Source organism: Streptomyces sp. NPDC059454 (genome assembly GCF_042749965.1).
Lineage (GTDB): Bacteria > Actinomycetota > Actinomycetes > Streptomycetales > Streptomycetaceae > Streptomyces.
This window is the reverse complement of sequence record NZ_JBHYVC010000010.1, coordinates 33,281-53,397: the sequence shown is the minus strand read 5'-3', so window position 1 is coordinate 53,397 and position 20,117 is coordinate 33,281. Positions and strand designations below refer to the sequence as shown.

The following is a 20,117-nucleotide window of genomic DNA, read 5'->3' as shown; positions in this document are numbered from 1 at the left end:
ACCCCGCAAGCGCCGGGCAGCGCAACCCACCCCCGGCCCGCACCCACGCGGCGCACCCCGCGAGCGCCGGGCCGGGCGAACACCTCCCGCGAGCGCCGGTCACCGCATCACACGCCCCCGCGCGAACGGCCCCGCGTCCTCCACGAACGGCCGGGACGTAGCCAACCCGGCCAGCAGCCCCCCACCCACGGACACCGCCGTAAAGCTCAGCGCGTTGCCCACCGCGGCGACGCAGGCGAGCACCGTCAGAGAAACCCCCGCACTGAGCACCACCGGCGTCGCCCGCGGACTGCGCCACAGCGCGTACAACAGCCAGCCGAAGGCCAGCCCCAGCAGCAGCACCCCCACAACCCCCTGCTCCGCTGCCAGCTGCAGCGGCGCGGAGTGGGGCTTGCCGTCGGACAGCGGCGACTGACCCGACACCGTGCTCAGCTCCCCGAAACGCCCCGGCCCCACGCCCAGCCCCGCATGCTCCCGGACCATGCCGAGCGCGTCCCGCCACAGCCCCACCCGGTGCGCGGTCAGCCGCCCCTCCAGCGACGCGGCGAACCCTTCCGGCACGGCGTCACCGGCCACCGCCCAGATCAGCCCCGTCACCCCGGCGGCCGTCACGGCCAGCCCGGCGAGAGCGGGACCCCGACGCCGTACCCGGCCCACGGCGAGGGAGCACAGCAGCACCGCCGCGCAGGCGACGCACCCCGGGACGGAGCCCAGTACGGCCGCGGTCACCACGACTCCCGCGGCCAGCAGACGCAGCGCCGACCGCGCCGCCGGCACCGAGGCCGCCCAGGCCGCGCAGCAGGCGGCACCGGCCGACAGGGCCAGCATCGCGGCCGTCGCACCGGCGTGTCCCAGCGGAGCGGTGATCTGCGGGCCCGGCGCCAGGTGCGGCACCGCCACCGTCAGGCCGACGCCGGCCAGGGCACCCGCGCACGGCGCCGCCACCGGCAGCAGCGCACCGCCCATCCGGCCCGCCGCATAGCCCGCGGCCACGGCGAGGACCGCGAGCAGCATGCCCTCGGGCCGGCCGCCCCGGACCGCCGCCGTGATCAGTGGCCAGGCCGCGCAGACCCCCAGCACCGCGACCCCCGCCGCGTCCGGCCCGGTCCGTCTCTCGCCGTCCGCATCCGGACCGGCGGAAGCCATCCCCGTGGAACCCACCCCGCACCCCGCACCGCGTCGTCGCCCCCGACCTGTGACGGGCCCCGGCCGCCGCCGGCGCCGCGACGGGCCGCACGACCAGGGCACCGGCACACCGTAACGGCTGGTGCCCGGTTTGGGGATGTGGGGTGACAAGTCGCGCGGAAACGATGCGGTACGCAGCCCGCCCACCCGGAGGGAGCACGGGCCCGCCCGGCGTCCTGCGCCCCGCCGACCGTGCTGTCGGCCGCCAGGTCACGCGCCGTAGACTCCCGGAGTGACCGTCACCGCAACCTCCGTCGGCGAGTCGGACCCGATGCCGCCGCAGACCGCGCCACCGGCGCGGGGCAGGCGGCTCGTGCGCCTCCTCCCGGCCGCCGCAGCCGCGCTCTCGGGCCTGCTCCTCTACGTCAGCTTCCCGCCGCGCACCCTGTGGTGGCTGGCCCTGCCCGCCTTCGCCGTCTTCGGCTGGGCGCTGCGCGGCCGGAGCTGGAAGGCGGCACTCGGCCTCGGCTACCTCTTCGGCCTCGGCTTCCTGCTGCCGCTGCTGGTGTGGACCGGTGTGGAGGTCGGCCCCGGCCCGTGGATCGCCCTCGTGGTGATCGAGGCGGTCTTCGTCGCGCTGGTCGGCGCGGGCGTCGCCGCGGTGTCGAAGCTCCCCGGGTGGCCGGTGTGGGCGGCGGCGCTGTGGATCGCCGGCGAGGCGGTACGCGCGCGCGTACCGTTCAGCGGCTTCCCCTGGGGCAAGGCCGCGTTCGGTCAGGCGGACGGTGTCTTCCTGCCGCTCGCCGCGCTCGGCGGCACTCCGGTGCTGGGCTTCGCCGTCGTGCTGTGCGGCTTCGGCCTGTACGAGATCGTCCGACTGGCCCTGCGGGCCCGGCGCACCGGAACCGTACGGCGTGCCGCGGCGGTCGTCGGCGTGCTGAGCGTCGCCGTACCGCTGGTGGCCGCCTTCGCCGCCCGGTCGCTGGTCAGCGACAAGGCCGAGACCGGCACCGTGACCGTCGCCGTCATCCAGGGCAACGTGCCCCGTCTGGGCCTGGACTTCAACTCCCAGCGGCGTGCGGTCCTCGACTACCACGCGAGGGAGACGGAGCGCCTGGCCGCCGGTGTCGCGGCCGGCAAGGCCGAGCAGCCCGACATCGTGCTGTGGCCGGAGAACTCCTCCGACATCGACCCCTTCACCAACGCCGACGCGCGCGCCGTCATCGACAAGGCGGCCAAGGCCGTCGGCGCGCCCATCTCGGTCGGCGGCGTGGTCGACAGGGACGGCAGACTGCTCAACGAGCAGATCCTCTGGGATCCGGCGAAGGGCCCCGTCGACACCTACGACAAACGGCAGATCCAGCCGTTCGGCGAGTACCTCCCGCTGCGCTCGCTGGTGGGGGCGATCAACGAGAACTGGACGTCGATGGTCCGCCAGGACTTCAGCAGGGGTGGCGAGCCGGGCGTCTTCACCATGAACGGTGCCGGCGTCGGCCTGGTCACCTGCTACGAGGCCGCCTTCGACTGGGCGGTGCGCGACACGGTCACCGCCGGCGCCCAGCTGATCTCGGTGCCCAGCAACAACGCCACCTTCGGCCGCAGCGAGATGACCTACCAGCAGCTCGCCATGTCCCGGGTTCGCGCCGTGGAGCACAGCCGCGCCGTCACCGTGCCGGTGACCAGCGGGGTCAGCGCGATCATCATGCCCGACGGGGAGATCACGCAGAGGACCGGCATGTTCGTCGCCGACTCGCTGGTGGGGGAGGTGCCGCTGCGCACCTCGCAGACTCCCGCCACCCGTCTCGGCATCCTCCCGGAGATCGCCCTCGTCCTGGTCGCCGCGGGCGGACTGGGCCGGTCCGTCGCCGCCGGAGTGCGCGGGCGACGCGCCGGTGACGTGCGGTAGTACGCCCGCCGCACGCCCCCTGAAGCGCGGGGGAGGGCCCTGACCGGCCGGTTAGGGTCGGGGCATGGCTACCCCTGACTTCATCCGCACCCTGCGCGCCTCCGCCGGCCATCAGCTGCTCTGGCTCCCCGGCGTCACCGCGCTCGTCTTCGACGACGAGGGCAGAGTCCTGCTGAACCGCCGGACCGACACCCGCAAGTGGTCGGTGCTCGGCGGCATCCCCGACCCCGGGGAGCAGCCCGCGGCCTGCGCCGTGCGGGAGGTCGAGGAGGAGACCGCGGTGCGCTGCGCCGTCGAGCGGGTCGTGCTGGTCCAGGCGCTGGACCCGGTGACGTACGGCAATGGCGACATCTGCCAGTACATGGACATCACCTTCCGCTGCCGCGCCCTCGGCGGCGAGGCACGGGTCAACGACGACGAGTCGCTGGACGTCGGCTGGTTCGCCGTGGACGCGCTGCCGGAACTGAACGAGTTCGCGCGCTTCCGGATCAAGCAGGCCATGTCCGACGCACCCACATGGTTCGACCCCACTGGACTTGGCTGAACTGTAGGGCCTGACCACATGGGGCGGCGTGCGGGCGCTGCCTAGGGTCGAGACATGACCGCGTCCCGTGCCCTTCCGGCCCCCCACGCCACCCCGCTCGACCTCGGTGGCCGTACCGCCCTCGTCACCGGCGCAGCCGGCGGCATCGGCCGCGCCTGCGCGCTGCGGCTCGCGGCCGCCGGGGCCAAGGTCAGAGCCGTCGACCGGGACGCCGCGGGCCTGGAGACGCTCGCCGACGCGGCCTCGGACCTCGGGGGCGCCGTCGAGCCGCACGTCCTCGACCTCACCGACCTGGACGCCGCCGAACTCGCCGCCGCCGGCACCGACGTGTTGGTCAACAACGCCGGGTTGCAGTTGGTCCGCCCCATCGAGGAGTTTCCGCCCGACGTCTTCCACACGGTGCTCACCGTGATGCTGGAGGCACCCTTCCGGCTCATCCGGGGCGCCCTGCCCCACATGTACGGCCAAGGATGGGGCCGCATCGTCAATGTGTCCTCGGTCCACGGACTGCGCGCCTCGGCCTATAAGTCCGCCTATGTGGCCGCCAAACATGGTCTGGAGGGACTGTCCAAGACCACCGCCCTCGAAGGCGCGCCCCATGGTGTCACCTCCAATTGTGTGAACCCCGCCTATGTGCGCACCCCCCTGGTCGAGAAACAGATCGCCGACCAGGCCCGGGCCCACGGCATCCCCGAGGAACGCGTCCTGTCCGAGGTGATGCTGCGGGACAGCGCCGTCCGGCGGCTCATCGAACCGGAGGAGGTCGCCGAGGCGGTGGCCTACCTGTGCGGCCCGCAGGCGTCCTTCGTGACCGGCACCTCACTGGTCCTGGACGGCGGCTGGACCGCGCACTGAGGCATCGGCCGTCAGCGGCCGGCCGTCGGCCGACAGGGTTTTCCACAGGCCTGACGGGGCGGCCGCGGGATGAGGAATCCTGTGAGCATGTCCCGCGATCACGTGCAGTCCGCCGAGCGCCCCGCCTCCGCTGCCGGAGCGCAGGGCCGGGCACATCCCGACGCCGGCCCCGCGCCCGGCGGCGCATCAGGTCCCGCGCCCGGCCCCGTCTCCGGCAGCGCGGAGACGCCGTTCCTGGAGCTGCTGGCCCGTGGCGCCTCCGTCGAGGCGTACGAGCAGCCGGTGCTGCTCGCCCGCGCCGAGGGACTGCCCACCGGGCGGATCGCCGCCCTCCAGCAGGCCAAGGTGCTCGCCCTGCGGGTGCGCGCGGAGCTGGAGGGGCGCCGCCGCCGGGAGGCCGAGCTGTCCGCCCTCTTCGAGACCGCCCACGACCTCGCCGGACTGCGCGACCTGGACGCCGTGCTCCGGGCGATCGTGCAGCGCGCCCGTTCTCTGCTCGGCACCGACGTCGCCTACCTCAGCCTGAACGACCCGGCCAGGGGCGACACCTACATGCGGGTCACCGAGGGCTCGGTCGCCGCCCGCTTCCAGCAGTTGCGCCTCGGCATGGGGGAAGGGCTCGGCGGCCTCGTCGCCCAGACCGCCCGCCCCTACGTCACCGACGACTACTTCCGCGACGACCGTTTCCAGCACACCCACAGCATCGACACCGGCGTGCGGGACGAGGGGCTCGTCGCGATCCTCGGCGTGCCCCTGATGCTGGGGCACCACGTCATCGGTGTCCTGTTCGCCGCGGACCGGCGGGCCCGGGTCTTCGAACGGGAGCAGATCGCCCTGCTCGGTTCCTTCGCCGCCCTCGCCGCGGCCGCCATCGACACCGCCAACCTGCTCGCCGAGACCCGCTCGGCCCTCTCCGGCCTGGAACGCGCCAACGAGATCATCAAGGACCGCAGCGCGGTCATCGAGCGCGCCTCGGACGTCCACGACCGGCTGGCCGAGCTGGTCCTGCGCGGCGGCGGAGTGCACGACGTGTCCGCCGCCGTCTCCCAGGTCCTGGACGGCACGGTCGAGTTCACCGAGGCCACCGCGGCACCCGCCCAGGCCCTCGAGTCCTCGCGGGCGGAGGGCCACGCGGTACGGCACCGGGACGACTGGATCGCCGCGGTGGCCGCCGGTGACGAACTCCTCGGCGCGCTGGTCCTGCGCGGCCACCCCGGCCTCGACCCCGTCGACCAGCGCACGCTGGAACGCGCGGCCATGGTCACCTCACTGCTGCTGCTCGCCCGACGCTCCGCCGCAGAGGCCGAACAGCGCGTCCGCGGCGAGCTGCTCGACGACCTGCTCGACGCCCGCGACCGGGACCCGCGCCTGCTGCGCGAGCGCGCGGCCCGGCTGCGCGCCGACCTCGACGCCACCCACGCCGTGCTCGCCGCCCGCCTCGAGGGCTCCGCCGCCGACGCCGACGAAGAGGCGGACGCCCGCAGACGGCTGTGGGCCGCGGCCTCCCACCTCGCGGCCACCCGGCAGGGCCTGGCCGCCGCGCGCGACGGCGGCACCGTCCTGCTGCTGCCCCTCGCCCCCGGCGACACCGCCACCGGCCTGGCCCGCCGCACCGCCCGCCACCTGGGCGCGGCCGTCCACGAACCGGTCACCGTCGGCGCGTCCGCCCCGGTCGAACACCTCACCGCCCGTCCCGACACCGTGGCGTCGGCCTACGCGGAGGCCCGGCGCTGCCTCGACGCCCTGCGCCTCCTCGGCCGCTCCGGTGACGGTTCCGCCGCCGAGGACTTCGGCTTCCTGGGACTGCTGCTGGCCGGCGAACGGGACATCACCGGCTTCGTCGGCCGCACCATCGGTCAGGTCGTGGCGTACGACCAACGACGCGGCACCGAGCTGCTGCGCACCCTCGACGCCTACTTCGCCTGCGGGATGAGCCCCGCCCGAACCAAGGACGAGCTGCACGTCCACGTGAACACGGTCGCCCAGCGGCTGGAACGCGTCGGCCGCCTCCTCGGCGACGACTGGCAGAGCCCCGCCCGGGCCCTGGAGATCCAGCTCGCCCTGCGCCTGCACCGCCTGTCGGCGGGCACCACGCCTCCCGCGCAGCCCTGACCCCCGTACACGGCGCGCGTACGGGGGCCGGTGCCGCACCGGGTCAGACGGTGCGCGCGTCCCGGGCGGCCGGGGCCGCCTCGACGGACCCTTCCGTGTCACCCGACGGGGCCACGTCCGCCAGATCACGGTGGCGGGTCTCCTTGGCCGCCGCCACGGCGACGACCGTCAGCAGGCTCGCCGCGATGACGTACAGCGCGATCGGGGCGGAGCTGTCGTAGTCCGCGAGCAGCGCGGTGGCGATCAGCGGCGCCGGCGCGCCCGCCGCGACGGAGGCGAACTGGGCGCCGATGGAGGCACCGGAGTAGCGCATCCGGGTCGCGAACATCTCGGAGAAGAAGGCGGCCTGCGGCGCGTACATCGCCCCGTGCAGCACCAGACCCACGGTCACCGCCAGCAGCAGACCGCCGAAACCGCCGGTGTCGATGAGAGCGAAGAACGGGAACATCCAGAGCCCCACCCCGGCCGCGCCGATCAGGTACACCGGACGCCGGCCGAGCCGGTCCGACAGCGCGCCCCAGGCCGGGATGACCGCGAAGTGGACCGCCGAGGCGACGAGCACCGCGTTGAGCGCGGTCTGCTTCGAAACCCCGGCGGAAGTGGTCGCGTACACAAGAATGAACGCGGTGATCACGTAGTAGCTGATGTTCTCCGCCATACGCGCCCCCATCGCCACCAGCACATCACGCCAGTGGTGCCGCAGGACCGCCACGACCGGCATCCGCTCCGTGCCGGCGTCCGCCTTGCGGGCCTCGGCCTGCTCCAGCGCCTGTTTGAACACCGGCGATTCATCGACGGAGAGACGAATCCACAGACCGACGATCACCAGCACCCCGGACAACAGGAACGGGATCCGCCAGCCCCATGCCTCGAACGCGGAGTCCGACAGCACGGCGGTCAGCAGCGACAGCACACCGGTCGCCAGCAACTGCCCCGCCGGCGCACCGGTCTGCGGCCACGAGGCCCAGAATCCGCGCCGCCGGGCGTCCCCGTGCTCGGACACCAGCAACACGGCGCCGCCCCACTCGCCGCCGAGAGCGAACCCCTGGACCAGCCGCAGCATGGTGAGCAGTACGGGCGCGGCGCTGCCGATGGTCGCGTGTGTGGGCAGCAACCCGATCGCGAACGTCGCCCCGCCCATCAGCAGCAGGCTCAGCACCAGCAGCTTCTTGCGCCCGAGCCGGTCCCCGTAGTGCCCGAAGACCAGCGCGCCGAGCGGCCGCGCGGCGAACCCGACGGCATAGGTGAGGAACGACAGCAACGTGCCGACGAGCGGGTCGGAGTCCGGGAAGAACAGCTTGTTGAAGACGAGCGCGGCGGCGGAGCCGTAGAGGAAGAAGTCGTACCACTCGATGGTGGTGCCGATGAGGGACGCGGCGACGATGCGCTTGAGGCTGGAGGGGGCTGGTGGAGCGGTCGCGGGGGTGGACATCGGCACCACTTCCTGGCGGTTGACGGAGACGTGTTCGTGTCGCCATACCGTAGGAATGCGCAGCTCAGAGGCGTATGTGGTGGGACACCATAGTTATGGGGTCGCGTGTGCGCGGGGTCACCATGCGAGGCGTATCGGCGCTGGTTCGAGGGCCGTTTTGAAGGGCGGGGAAGGGCTGTCTGAGTTGCACTGTTCAGCATGGTTTGGAGGCCCGGTGCTGGCTCCCGTGCTGGTTTGGTGCTGACCTGAAACCGCATGTCAGCACCCCTGATCACCTGTCCCGTGCTGACTTGGTGCTGACTACGCAGCGCAGAACCCCGACATTCGGCATGGATCCGGCGTGGGAGTGGATCAAGGCAGACGTGGCCCATGCAGTCGGGACCAGCGAGGCCGGCCCCAAGGTGAAGATCGCAGTCCGCCCCGACCGTGGAAGGTGCAGTCAGGAAACTTCGTTCGTCACCCATGTTCGTCCCGACCGTCGTCTTCGTCGGCGCCGTCCTCGTACTCGTCGCGGTGGGCCTGTTCAGGGACGCGCCCGTGTCCACTGCGGCCTCCGCCGGGCACGCCTCCGTGCTGACTGACAACGCCACCACCGTCGGCGTTCTGCTGCTTCTGAAGGCGTTCGCCTCCGGCTGCTCGGCGCTGACTGGCGTAGAGGCGATCACGAATGCGGTGCCGTCCTTCCGAGCCCCGGCCGCCCGGCGCGCGGTGCGCGCCGAGGTGGCGCTGGGCGCGATCCTCGGCGTGATGCTCATCGGCCTGTCGGTGCTGATCTCCCGCTTTGGTCTCCAGCCGGCGGAGGGCGTCACCGTTCTCGCCCAGCTCGCCGACGCCTCCTTCGGCCACAACGGGGCCTTCTACGTGGTTCAGTTCGCGACCATGGTGCTGCTGGCGCTGTCGGCGAACACGTCCTTCGGCGGCCTGCCGGTCCTGCTGAAGCTGCTGGCCCGCGACAACTACGTGCCGCATGTCTTCGGTTTGAAGGCCGATCGCCAGGTGCACCGGCACGGTGTCGTCTGGCTCGCGCTCGTGTCAGCCGGCCTGCTGCTGTTCTCCGGCGGCGACACGAACACGCTCGTGCCGCTCTTCGCGATCGGGGTCTTCGTCGGTTTCACCATCGCCCAGACGGGCATGGTGCTGCACTGGCGCCAGGAGCGTGGACCTCGCTGGGCCGGTAAGGCCCTGCTCAACGGCTTCGGGGCCTCTCTGACGGGTATCTCGGCGATCGTGGTCACCGCCACCAAGTTCCACGACGGGGCCTGGACGATCGTGATCGCGCTGCCCCTGCTCGTCGCCGCCTTCGAGACGGTCTGCCGGGCCTACGGCAGGATCGGTGAGCGCCTCGGGATCGGGCGGGTCCCCGAACCGCCGCAGCACGCCCGTTCTCTGGTCCTCGTACCGGTCTCGTCGCTGACCCGGCTGACCAGCGAGGCCCTGACCACCGCCGTTTCCCTCGGCGGCGAGGTCCGGGCGGTGACCGTCTGCCACCCGGACCCCGAGGACCGGGCCCAGACGGAGGCGCTGGAGCGCGACTGGGCGCTGTGGAACCCGGGCGTCGAGCTCGTACGGATCCCTTCGGGGCGGCGATCGCTGGGGCGCCCGATCACCGCGTACATCCGCGAACTCGCCGCCTCGGCGCCAGGCACCCGCGTCACCGTACTCATACCCGAGGTCGAGCCCGACCGGTTGTGGCAGCAACCGCTGCAGAACCAGCGGGGCGCGGTCGTGGCCCACGCCGTCCGCAGGGACACGGACGCGGTGATCTGCCGGCTCCGAATGCGCCTCTGAACGCCTCAGCCGACGTGGACGCGGGGGGCGGCGGTTCCGGTCGGGCTCCGCCTCGCGCAGGATCTCGCGGGTGACCGGGGCGATCTCGCCCTGGCCGAAGAGGAAGAAGCGGAGGAAGTTGGCGAACGGGTTGCCCTCGGTCCACTCGAAGTAGACGTGCGGTCGGGTGCCGGTCATGTCGCGGGCGTGGATGAGGAGGGCCGCCAAAGCGTTGGGAACGGAGGAGGACTCCACAGTGAGGACTCGGTAGCGGCCGTGCATGACCTCACCGCGGACGGTCAGCCCGGCCTCGAACTCCGACGGGTCGGTGACCGTGACCTCGATGAAGACGAAGTCCTCGGTGGTCGGGAGGTCATTGTCCGTGCGGATCTGCTCGATCTTCTCGCGGTACTCGGCGACATCCCGCTGGTCCGGCTCGTTGGCTATGAAGCGCGGGGTCCGGTTGGAGATGTCCCGGATGAACCGCTCCGCCATGTCGTCGAGCTCGACATGGGTGACGCGGAGCTCGAAGGCGCGGCCGAGGCGCGAGAGGAGGGAGATGAGGATGATGCCGGCGATGAAGCAGGCACCGATCTTCACACCGTCCGGGCGCTCGATCACATTCACGACGGTCGTGTAGAGGAAGACGGCGGAGATGACGCCGAAGGCGATCGTCCAGCCGCGCTGACCGGCCTTGCGGGCGGCAATGGTCACGGCGATGGCGGCCGAGCAGATCAGGACGAGGACACCGGTGGCGTACGCGCCGCCCTGGGCGTCCACGTCTGCGTCGAAGATCCACGTCACGAGGAACGCGACCAGGGTGAAGACGATGACCATCGGGCGCACTGCGCGCGCCCAGTGCGGGGCCATGCCGTACTTCGGCAGATAGCGCGGCATCAGGTTGAGCAGACCGGCCATCGCGGACGCGCCCGCGAACCACAGGATCAGGATGGTGGAGACGTCGTAGACCGTGCCGAAGGTGTTGCCCAGGTACTCGTGCGCGAGATAGGCGAGGGCACGACCGTTGGCCTCACCGCCGGACTCGAACTCCTGGTGCGGGATGAGCACGGTGGTGATGAAGCTTGTGCAGATCAGGAACACGCTCATGATCAGTGCGGCGGTGGTCAGCAGCTTCTTGGTGCCACGGATACGGCCCGCGGGATTCGCCTCCGTGTCGCCGAGGTCGCCCTTGACGTGCGGCATGACGGCGACGCCGGTCTCGAAGCCGGACAGGCCGAGCGCGAGCTTGGGGAAGACGATCAGGGCGACGCCGATCATGGCGAAGACGTTGCCGTGCTCCTGGGTCAGGGCGGCGGTCCAGTCGGTGACGACATGGCCCTCGGTCAGGACGTGCCACACGCCCGTCACCACGACGACCGCGTTCAGTGCGAGATAGACGCCGACGAGCGCGACGGCGACGCCGATCGCCTCCAGGAAGCCCTTGAGGAACACCGCACCGAGCAGCGCGATGAGGATCATGGTGATCAGTACCTGCTTGTCGTGCAGGGCCGATTCCAGGTGGGGGTTCTCGACCAGGTGGGTGGAGGCGTCGGCCGCCGACAGCGTGATGGTGATGAGGAAGTCCGTCGCCGCGAAGCCCAGCAGGGTCAGGACGAACAGCTTGCCCTTCCAGAAGGAGAGCAGCCGCGACAGCATCGCGATCGAGCCCTCGCCGTGCGGGCTCTCCTCCGCCACCCGCCGGTACACCGGCAGCGCGCCCGCCAGCGTCACGATCACCAGCACGATGGTGGCGACGGGGGAGAGCAGCCCGGCCGCGAGGGCCGCGATGCCGGGTTGGTAGCCGAGGGTCGAGAAGTAGTCGACACCGGTCAGGCACATCACCCGGTACCAGGACTGACCCTTGTGCCCTGCGTCCGGGGCGGACTCCACAGGCCGGGAGGGTTTGCCCTTGCCCATGTCGGACAGGCCCTCCAGCATCCACGCGCGCAGCCTGCTCGCGCGCGTGTCGTTCGTGGTGGCCATGCGGGTGCTCCTGGGGTGTCGACACGATGCTTTTCGGCCGTCGCCCGGACGGCGGAGCCAGCGCAGGCAGCCCGCGGGGCGCCGGATCCGGCCAGCGCGTCAGGGACGCGTCAAGATCCCCATACCGGACGTCGGATGCCTCACACCGCGCGGAGAGCGGCTGCTGTCGCAGGGACGAGGCACCGCTACGGCTGCCCGGCGTATGGATCGCGTATGAGCGTGGCGGTGGCGGTCCTGGCCGCCCGCGATGGGATAGACGCTGACCCAGTGGCCCCGTGTGTTCGCTTCGAGAGGTGCTGGATTCCGCGATGAGTGGTGAACCTCCCGGTCCCATGCCGCACGACGCAACCCGGGGAACCCGCGCCACGGCCGAGTCCGCCCGCTGGACGTAGAGCATGCGGGTCCCACGGGTGCAGGAGGTCGAAGGTGCCGCCGGTTACCAGGAGGGTGCGGGAGGAAAGGTCGGAAACAGGGGCTTTCTCATGAAGCCCCGTCACGGTGGCCGCTCACTACGAGGTGGCGGAGGCGGGGAGTTCGGGTCCCAGGGCAGCGGAGGCGGTCGCGGCGGTCTTCAGGGTGAGGACCATGGTGAGCCCGCCACCAGGGGTGTCCTCGGAGGTGAGAGTGCCGCCCATCGACTCCACGAAGCCGCGGGCGACCGCGAGACCGAGACCGACGCCCGCACCGTGGGGGGCGTCGCCGTAGCGTTGGAACGGCTCGAAGATGCGGTCCTTCGCGTCGTCGGGGACACCGGAGCCGCGGTCGATGACGCGGACTTCGACGCGGTCGCCCAGGGCGCTGGCCGACACGAGCACCGCTGTGGCGGCGGGGCTGTACTTGACGGCGTTCTCGACGACGTTGGCGACGGCCCTCTCCAGCAGCCCCTTGTCGACCGCCACCATGGGCAGGGTTTCGGGAATGTCCAGCTCGACGCTGCCGTGCGGGACTCCACGCAGCGCCATTGGGATGACCTCGTCGAGGTCGATGGGCCGGATGAGCGGGGTGACGGTGCCGGTCTGGAGGCGGGACATGTCGAGGAGGTTGCCGACGAGGTGGTCGAGGCGGTCGGTGCCCTCCTCGATGCCGGCCAGCAGTTCCGCTTGGTCCTCGTCCGACCATTCGACGTCGTCGGCGCGCAGCGAGGTGACGGCGGCCTTGATGCCGGCGAGGGGGGTGCGCAGGTCGTGGCTGACGGCCGCCAGCAGCGAGGTGCGGATCTTGTTGCCCTCGGCGAGCTTGCGGGCCTCCTCGGCCTGGCCGACCAGGCGCTGGCGGTCCAGGACCACGGCGGCCTGGGCAGCGAAGGCGCCCAGCACCCGGCGGTCCTCGGCGGGCAGCGGCCGGCCGGTGAGGGCGAGGGCCATGTGGTCGCTGACGGGCATGTCCACATCCGCGTCCTCGGGCCGGGTCACCGGCGTGGGACCGACGCTGCCCGCGCATGTCCAGGGGTCCACGTCACTCGTGCGCTCCAGCAGCGCCACCGAGTCCATGGCGAACGTTTCGCGGACGCGTTCCAGCAGGGCGTCGAGCGTGGTCTCCCCACGCAGCACGCTGCCTGCCAGGAAGGAGAGGATTTCCGACTCGGCCCGCAGCCGGGCCGCCTGGTGGGTGCGGCGGGCCGCCAGGTCCACCACCGAGGCCACCGAGACGGCCACGGCGAAGAAGACCGAGATCGCCACGATGTTCTTGGGGTCGGAGATGGTGAGCGTGTGGACCGGCGGGGTGAAGAACCAGTTCAGCAGGAGGGAACCGGCCGCGGCAGAAGCGAGGGACGGGAACAGGCCGCCGAGCAGAGCCGCCGCCACGGTCAGGGACAGGAACAGCAGCATGTCGTTGGCGAGACCGATGTCCGGCAGCACACTGCTGAGGAGGAAAATGAGCAGGACGGGTCCGGCGACACCGACGGTCCAGCCCCAGATGATGCGCGACCGGCCAAGCCGCGCGCGGCCGGAAACGGGAAGCCGGCGTCCCTTGGCGGCCTCGTCGTGGGTGACGATGTGGACGTCGAGGTCGGGGCCGGATTCACGGGCGACGGTCGCGCTGACGCCCGGCCCGAAGACGCTCTGCCACGAGCGCCGACGGCTGACCCCCAGCACGATCTGGGTGGCGTTCACACCTCGCGCGAACTCCAGCAGCGCCGAGGGCACGTCGTCGCCTATGACGTGGTGGAAGGTGCCTCCCACGTCCTCGACCAGGGTGCGCTGGACGGCCAGCTCCTTCGGAGAGGCGGAGGTCAGTCCGTCACTGCGGGCGATGTAGACAGCGAGCACCTCGCCGCCCGCGCCCTTCTCCGCCAGCCGGGCCGCGCGGCGGATGAGCGTACGGCCCTCGGGGCCGCCGGTCAGACCGACGACGATGCGTTCGCGGGATCCCCAGATCTTCGAGACCCGGTGCTCCGTCCGGTACTCCTGGAGGTACTCGTCGACCCGGTCGGCCGTCCACAGCAACGCCAGCTCGCGCAGGGCGGTCAGGTTGCCGGGCCGGAAGTAGTTGGAGAGGGCGGCGTCGACCTTGTCCGGTTTGTAGATGTTGCCGTGCGCCATCCGGCGGCGCAGTGCCTGCGGGGACATGTCGACCAGCTCGATCTGGTCGGCGCGACGCACCACCTCGTCGGGTACGGTCTCCCGCTGCCGTATGCCGGTGATGGACTCCACGATGTCACCCAAGGACTCCAGGTGCTGGATGTTGACCGTGGATATGACGTTGATCCCGGCGGCGAGGAGCTCCTCCACGTCCTGCCAGCGCTTGGCGTTGCGCGATCTGGGGACGTTCGTGTGCGCGAGCTCGTCGACCAAGGCGACGGCGGGCCGGCGCGCCAGAACGGCGTCGACGTCCATCTCGGTGAAGACGGTGCCGCGGTACTCGATCTCCCGGCGCGGGACCTGTTCCAGCCCGTGCAGCATCACCTCGGTACGCGGCCGGCCGTGATGCTCAACGAAGGCCACCACGCAGTCCGTGCCCCGCTCCACCCGGCGGTGGCCCTCGGAGAGCATGGCGTACGTCTTGCCGACGCCCGGTGCCGCGCCGAGGTAGATCCGCAGCGTTCCGCGTCCCATGATTCCGACTTTACGTTTGATGGCAGGTATCGGTCGTTTGCGCGTTTACGCCTCGAAGCGGTAGCCCATGCCGGGCTCCGTGGTGAAGTGGCGCGGGTGGGAGGGGTCCGGTTCCAGCTTGCGCCGCAGCTGGGCCATGTAGACCCGCAGATAGTTGGTCTCCGTGCCGTACGACGGGCCCCAGACCTCCTGGAGGAGCTGTTTCCGGGTGACGAGCCGGCCCCTGTTTCGTACGAGCACCTCCAGGAGGTGCCACTCCGTCGGGGTCAGCCGGACGTCCCGGCCGTCGCGGTTGACCTTCTTCGCCGCCAGGTCGATCGTGAACCCGTCGCCCTCGACCGCTACCACGTCGTCCTGCCCGGGGGCGGCGGGCTCCGCTCTGCGCACGGCGGCACGCAGCCGTGCCAGGAGCTCGTCCATGCCGAACGGCTTGGTGACGTAGTCGTCGGCCCCGGCGTCCAGCGCCTCGACCTTCTCGTCGGAGGTGTGGCGGGCGGACAGAACGATGATCGGCACACGGGTCCAGCCGCGCAGACCCTTGATGACGTCCACGCCGTCCATGTCGGGCAGCCCCAGGTCGAGTACGACCACGTCGGGATGGCGCGCGGCGCCCAGGTCGAGCGCGGTGGCACCGTCGGGCGCGCCGTCGACCTCGTACTTGCGCGCCTTCAGGTTGATCACGAGGGCGCGCACGATCTGCGGCTCGTCATCCACCACCAGCACCCGAGTCATCGGCGTGCGGCCTTCCTGTCGGATATGCGGTCAGTGCGCTTGCTGCGGTCAGGGCAGCGGGAGCCGCCGGGCCGCGGGGATTCCACGGCTCGCCGGCTCCCGGCTGTTGTCGGTAAAGCCATCAGTCCTTCTCGATCAGTTCCTTGAGCGCGATGTTGAGCCTGAGGACGTTCACTCGGGGCTCACCCATGAAGCCGAGGATCCGGCCGTCCGTGTGTGCGTCGACCAGATTCTCCACCTGATCGACGGGGAGGTTGTTCCGGGCGGCGACCCGGTGCACCTGGAGCCTGGCGTACTCCGGTGAGATGTGCGGGTCCAGGCCCGAGGCGGAGGAGGTGACGGCGTCGGCCGGCACGTCCGACGGCTGCACCTGGTGGTCGGCGGTGGAGTTGTCCTTGACGACGGCCGTCTTGGCATCCTCGACCCACTTGATCAGCTCGGCGTTGTCGCCGGACCGGTTGGTCGCGCCGGACAGGATCAGCTTGTACTGCGGGTTGACGGTGTTCGTGCCGAGTCCGTCGGAGGGGCGCGGCTGGAACCACTTCAGGTCCGGTGCCGGGGTCTCCTCGCCCTTCTTCAGGGGCAGGTCGTAGCGCTGGCCGATGAGTTCGGAGCCGACGACCTTGCCGTCACTCCTGACCTCGGAGCCGTTCGCCTTGTCGGGGAACAGCCCCTGGGCCACGCCGGTCACGGCGAGCGGGTAGAGCACCCCGCAGACGACGGTCAGGACGAGCAGGGCCCGCAGGCCCGCGCCGATCAGCCGGGCGGTGTTGCGTACGGAGTTGGTCATGGTGGTCGTCACCCGATGCCAGGGATGAGGGAAAGGAGCAGGTCGATGAGCTTGATGCCGATGAACGGGGCGATGAGGCCGCCGAGGCCGTAGATGCCGAGGTTGCGGCGCAGCATCTTGTCCGCGCTCATCGGCCGGTACTGCACGCCCTTCAGGGCGAGGGGTACGAGGGCGACGATGATGAGGGCGTTGAAGATGACGGCGGACAGGATCGCGGACTCGGGCGAGGCCAGGCCCATGATGTTGAGCTTGTCGAGGCCCGGATAGGCGATCGCGAACATAGCGGGGATGATCGCGAAGTACTTCGCCACGTCGTTGGCGATGGAGAAGGTCGTCAACGCGCCACGGGTGATGAGGAGTTGCTTGCCGATCTCGACGATCTCGATGAGCTTGGTCGGGTTGGAGTCGAGGTCCACCATGTTCCCGGCCTCCTTGGCGGCCGAGGTACCGGTGTTCATCGCCACCCCGACATCCGCCTGCGCGAGCGCCGGGGCGTCGTTCGTCCCGTCCCCTGTCATCGCGACGAGCTTGCCGCCCGCCTGCTCACGCTTGATGAGCGCCATCTTGTCCTCGGGCGTCGCTTCGGCGAGGAAGTCGTCGACCCCGGCCTCGTCCGCGATCGCCTTGGCGGTCAGCGGGTTGTCGCCCGTGATCATGACGGTCTTGATGCCCATGCGGCGCAGCTCCTCGAACCGCTCCCGCATGCCCTCCTTCACCACGTCCTTGAGGTGGATCACGCCCAGGATCCGGGCGCCCTTGTCGTCCTCGACGGCGACGAGGAGTGGCGTACCGCCCGCCTCGGAGATGCGGTTGGCGAGGGAGTCGACGTCGTCGGCGACCTCCCCGCCCCGCTCTTGCACCCAGGTGATGACGGAACCGGCCGCGCCCTTGCGGACCTTGCGTCCGTCGACGTCCACGCCGGACATGCGCGTCCGGGCCGTGAAGGGCACCCACTCGGCGTGCGCCAGTTCGCCCTGATGGCGCTCGCGCAGCCCGTACTTCTCCTTCGCGAGGACGACGATGGAGCGCCCCTCGGGCGTCTCGTCGGCGAGCGAGGAGAGCTGGGCGGCGTCGGCCACCTCGGCCTCGGTCGTGCCCTTGACCGGGACGAACTCGGCGGCCTGCCGGTTGCCGAGGGTGATGGTGCCGGTCTTGTCGAGCAGCAGCGTGGAGACGTCACCGGCGGCCTCGACCGCCCGGCCCGACATGGCGAGTACGTTGCGCTGGACGAGCCGGTCCATGCCTGCGATACCGATCGCGGACAGCAGGGCGCCGATGGTGGTCGGGATCAGGCAGACCAGGAGCGCGACCAGGACGATCATCGACGTCTGTTCGTCGGCGCCCGCGTAGATGGCGAACGGCTTCAGGCTGACAACCGCGAGCAGGAAGGCAATGGTCAGCGAGGCGAGCAGGATGTTCAGCGCGATCTCGTTGGGCGTCTTCTGCCGGGCCGCGCCCTCGACCAGGTTGATCATGCGGTCGATGAAGGTCTCGCCGGGCTTCGTCGTGATCTTGATGACGATCCGGTCGGAGAGGACCTTCGTACCGCCGGTGACAGCGCTGCGGTCGCCGCCGGACTCGCGGATGACCGGTGCCGACTCACCCGTAATGGCTGACTCGTCCACCGACGCCACGCCCTCGACGACGTCACCGTCGCCGGGGATGACGTCGCCCGCCTCGCAGACCACCAGGTCACCGATCCGCAGCTCGGTGCCGGGCACCCGCTCCTCGGACTTCCCGTCCTTGGCCAGCCGACGGGCCACGGTGTCGGTCTTGGCCTTGCGCAGGGTGTCCGCCTGCGCCTTGCCGCGCCCCTCGGCCACGGCCTCCGCCAGGTTGGCGAAGATCGTGGTGAGCCACAGCCACACGGTGATGGCCCAGCCGAACCAGTCGGTCGGGTCCTTCAGCGCCAGCACAGTGGTGGCCACCGAGCCGACGAGGACCACGAACATGACCGGCGACTTGACCATCAGGCGCGGGTCGAGCTTGCGGAACGCGTCCGGAAGCGACTTGATCAGTTGCTGGGGGTCGAACAGACCCCCGGTGACACGTCCCGCATCGGGCTTGTGCCGAGGCGGCAGATCACTGTGCGGCGCTTTGGTCGGGGTGGCGGTGGACATGGCGTCCTCTTGCTTGTTCACGTTGATGGTCATGACGCCAGCCCTTCGGCGAGCGGGCCCAGCGCGAGGGCCGGGAAGTAGGTCAGACCGGTGATGATCACGATGGTGCCCACCAGCAGACCCACGTAGAGCGGCTTGTCGGTACGGAGCGTGCCGGCGGTCTCCGGGACCGGCTTCTGCTCGGCGAGCGAGCCGGCCAGCGCCAGGACGAACACCATCGGGAGGAATCGGCCGAGGAGCATTGCGAGCCCGATGGTGGTGTTGAACCACGTGGTGTCGGCGTTCAGGCCCGCGAAGGCGGAGCCGTTGTTGTTGGCGCCGGAGGTGTAGGCGTACAGGATCTCGGAGAAGCCGTGCGCGCCGGAGTTGGTCATCGAGTTCGCGGGCGTGTCCAGGGCCATGGCCGCGGCGGTGAAGCCCAGCACGAGCGCCGGGGTGACCAGGATGTAGCAGGCGGCGAACTTGATCTCGCGGGTGGAGATCTTCTTGCCCAGGTACTCGGGCGTACGGCCGACCATCAGGCCCGCGATGAAGACTGCGATGATCGCCATGATGAGCATGCCGTACAGGCCGGATCCGACACCGCCGGGCGCGATCTCGCCCAGCATCATGCCGAGCATCGTGATCCCACCGCCGAGCCCCGTGTACGAGGAGTGGAAGGAGTCCACCGCGCCGGTCGAGGTGAGCGTGGTGGAGACCGCGAAGATCGACGAGGCGCCGATCCCGAAGCGGGTCTCCTTGCCCTCCATCGCCCCGCCCGCGGCCTCGAACGCCGGACCGTGACCCGCGAACTCCGTGGCCCACATCAGCAGCACGAACCCGACCCAGACGGTCGCCATCGTGCCGAGGATCGCGTAGCCCTGCTTCACGCTCCCGACCATCCGGCCGAAGGTCCTCGTCAGCGAGAACGGGATGAGGAGGATCAGGAAGATCTCGAAGAGGTTGGTAAAGGCGTTGGGGTTCTCGAAGGGATGGGCGGAGTTGGCGTTGAAGTAGCCGCCGCCGTTGGTTCCCAGCTCCTTGATGACCTCCTGCGAGGCGACCGCGCCGCCGTTCCACTGCTGCGAGCCGCCCATGAACTGGCCGACCTCGTGGATGCCGGAGAAGTTCTGGATCGCGCCACAGGCCACGAGGACGATCGCGCCGACGACGGAGAGCGGCAGCAGGATGCGGACGACTCCGCGCACCAGGTCGGCCCAGAAGTTGCCCAGCTCACCGGTGCGGGAGCGGGCGAAGCCCCGGACGAGAGCCACCGCGACCGCGATGCCGACGGCGGCGGAGACGAAGTTCTGCACGGCCAGCCCGCCGGTCTGCACGAGGTGGCCCATGGCCTGTTCGCCGTAGTACGACTGCCAGTTGGTGTTGGACACGAAGGACGCGGCGGTGTTGAACGCCTGGTCCGGGTCGATGGAGGCGAAGCCGAGCGAGCCGGGCAGCGAGCCCTGGAGGCGCTGGAGGGCGTACAGGAAGAGGACGCTCACCGCCGAGAAGACCAGTACGCCGCGCAGATAGGCCGGCCAGCGCATCTCGGCATCGGGGTCGGCGCCGATGGCCTTGTAGATCCACTTCTCGACCCGCAGATGGCGGTCGGAGGAGTAGACCTTGGCCATGTAGTCGCCCAGTGGGCGGTACGCCAGCGCGAGCGCGGCGATCAGGGCGAGCAGCTGGAGTACAGCCGCGAGGAAAGGGCTCATA

General features: G+C 70.8%; 11 protein-coding genes and 2 pseudogenes. 5 read left to right on the top strand and 8 right to left on the bottom strand.

Annotated features, from left to right (window positions below):
* Positions 1-99: 99 nt before the first annotated feature.
* On the bottom strand, positions 100-1,146 hold the full coding sequence (locus tag ACFXAE_RS09805) for an O-antigen ligase family protein (protein ID WP_384710720.1): 1,047 nt from the start codon (positions 1,144-1,146) through the stop codon (positions 100-102).
* A gap of 271 nt (positions 1,147-1,417) precedes the next feature.
* Between ACFXAE_RS09805 and lnt the strand changes: the two genes are divergently transcribed.
* From lnt to ACFXAE_RS09785, 4 genes are all read left to right on the top strand, one after another.
* The gene (gene lnt / locus ACFXAE_RS09800; protein ID WP_384710717.1) at positions 1,418-3,031 is read left to right on the top strand and encodes an apolipoprotein N-acyltransferase; all 1,614 of its coding nucleotides are present in this window, start codon (positions 1,418-1,420) and stop codon (positions 3,029-3,031) included.
* Between the two features lie 64 nt (positions 3,032-3,095).
* Positions 3,096-3,575, top strand: coding sequence for an NUDIX domain-containing protein (locus ACFXAE_RS09795; RefSeq protein WP_384710714.1), 480 nt, complete (start codon positions 3,096-3,098; stop codon positions 3,573-3,575).
* A gap of 54 nt (positions 3,576-3,629) precedes the next feature.
* Positions 3,630-4,430, top strand: coding sequence for a 3-hydroxybutyrate dehydrogenase (locus ACFXAE_RS09790; protein WP_384710711.1), 801 nt, complete (start codon positions 3,630-3,632; stop codon positions 4,428-4,430).
* A gap of 87 nt (positions 4,431-4,517) precedes the next feature.
* Positions 4,518-6,542, top strand: a complete 2,025-nt coding sequence (locus tag ACFXAE_RS09785; protein ID WP_384710708.1) for a helix-turn-helix domain-containing protein — start codon at positions 4,518-4,520, stop codon at positions 6,540-6,542.
* Positions 6,543-6,585: 43 nt separating this feature from the next.
* On the opposite strand, the gene ACFXAE_RS09780 is transcribed toward ACFXAE_RS09785, so the two are convergent.
* Positions 6,586-7,974 (bottom strand): MFS transporter, encoded by a 1,389-nt coding sequence (locus ACFXAE_RS09780; RefSeq protein ID WP_384710705.1) that lies wholly within the window; start codon positions 7,972-7,974, stop codon positions 6,586-6,588.
* Between the two features lie 465 nt (positions 7,975-8,439).
* On the opposite strand from ACFXAE_RS09780, the pseudogene ACFXAE_RS09775 reads away from it, so the two are divergent.
* Positions 8,440-9,762, top strand: a pseudogene (locus ACFXAE_RS09775) (amino acid permease); the annotation flags it as partial.
* A 5-nt stretch (positions 9,763-9,767) separates the two neighbouring features.
* Here the strand turns inward: ACFXAE_RS09775 and ACFXAE_RS09770 are convergent.
* From ACFXAE_RS09770 to kdpA, 6 genes and pseudogenes are all read right to left on the bottom strand, one after another.
* Positions 9,768-11,724: pseudogene (locus ACFXAE_RS09770) on the bottom strand (amino acid transporter).
* A 509-nt stretch (positions 11,725-12,233) separates the two neighbouring features.
* On the bottom strand, positions 12,234-14,780 hold the full coding sequence (locus ACFXAE_RS09765) for an ATP-binding protein (protein WP_384710702.1): 2,547 nt from the start codon (positions 14,778-14,780) through the stop codon (positions 12,234-12,236).
* A gap of 45 nt (positions 14,781-14,825) precedes the next feature.
* Entirely contained in the window at positions 14,826-15,512 is a 687-nt protein-coding gene (locus tag ACFXAE_RS09760; protein WP_384710700.1) for a response regulator, read from the bottom strand.
* 121 nt (positions 15,513-15,633) lie between these two features.
* Positions 15,634-16,302, bottom strand: coding sequence for a potassium-transporting ATPase subunit C (locus ACFXAE_RS09755; RefSeq protein ID WP_384710697.1), 669 nt, complete (start codon positions 16,300-16,302; stop codon positions 15,634-15,636).
* Positions 16,303-16,310: 8 nt separating this feature from the next.
* Positions 16,311-18,455, bottom strand: a complete 2,145-nt coding sequence (gene kdpB, locus ACFXAE_RS09750) for a potassium-transporting ATPase subunit KdpB (RefSeq protein WP_384710694.1) — start codon at positions 18,453-18,455, stop codon at positions 16,311-16,313.
* Complete coding sequence (kdpA, locus tag ACFXAE_RS09745) at positions 18,452-20,116, bottom strand: potassium-transporting ATPase subunit KdpA (RefSeq protein WP_384710691.1); 1,665 nt, start codon at positions 20,114-20,116, stop codon at positions 18,452-18,454. The genes kdpB and kdpA overlap by 4 nt, the downstream gene beginning before the upstream one ends.
* Position 20,117 lies beyond the last annotated feature (1 nt).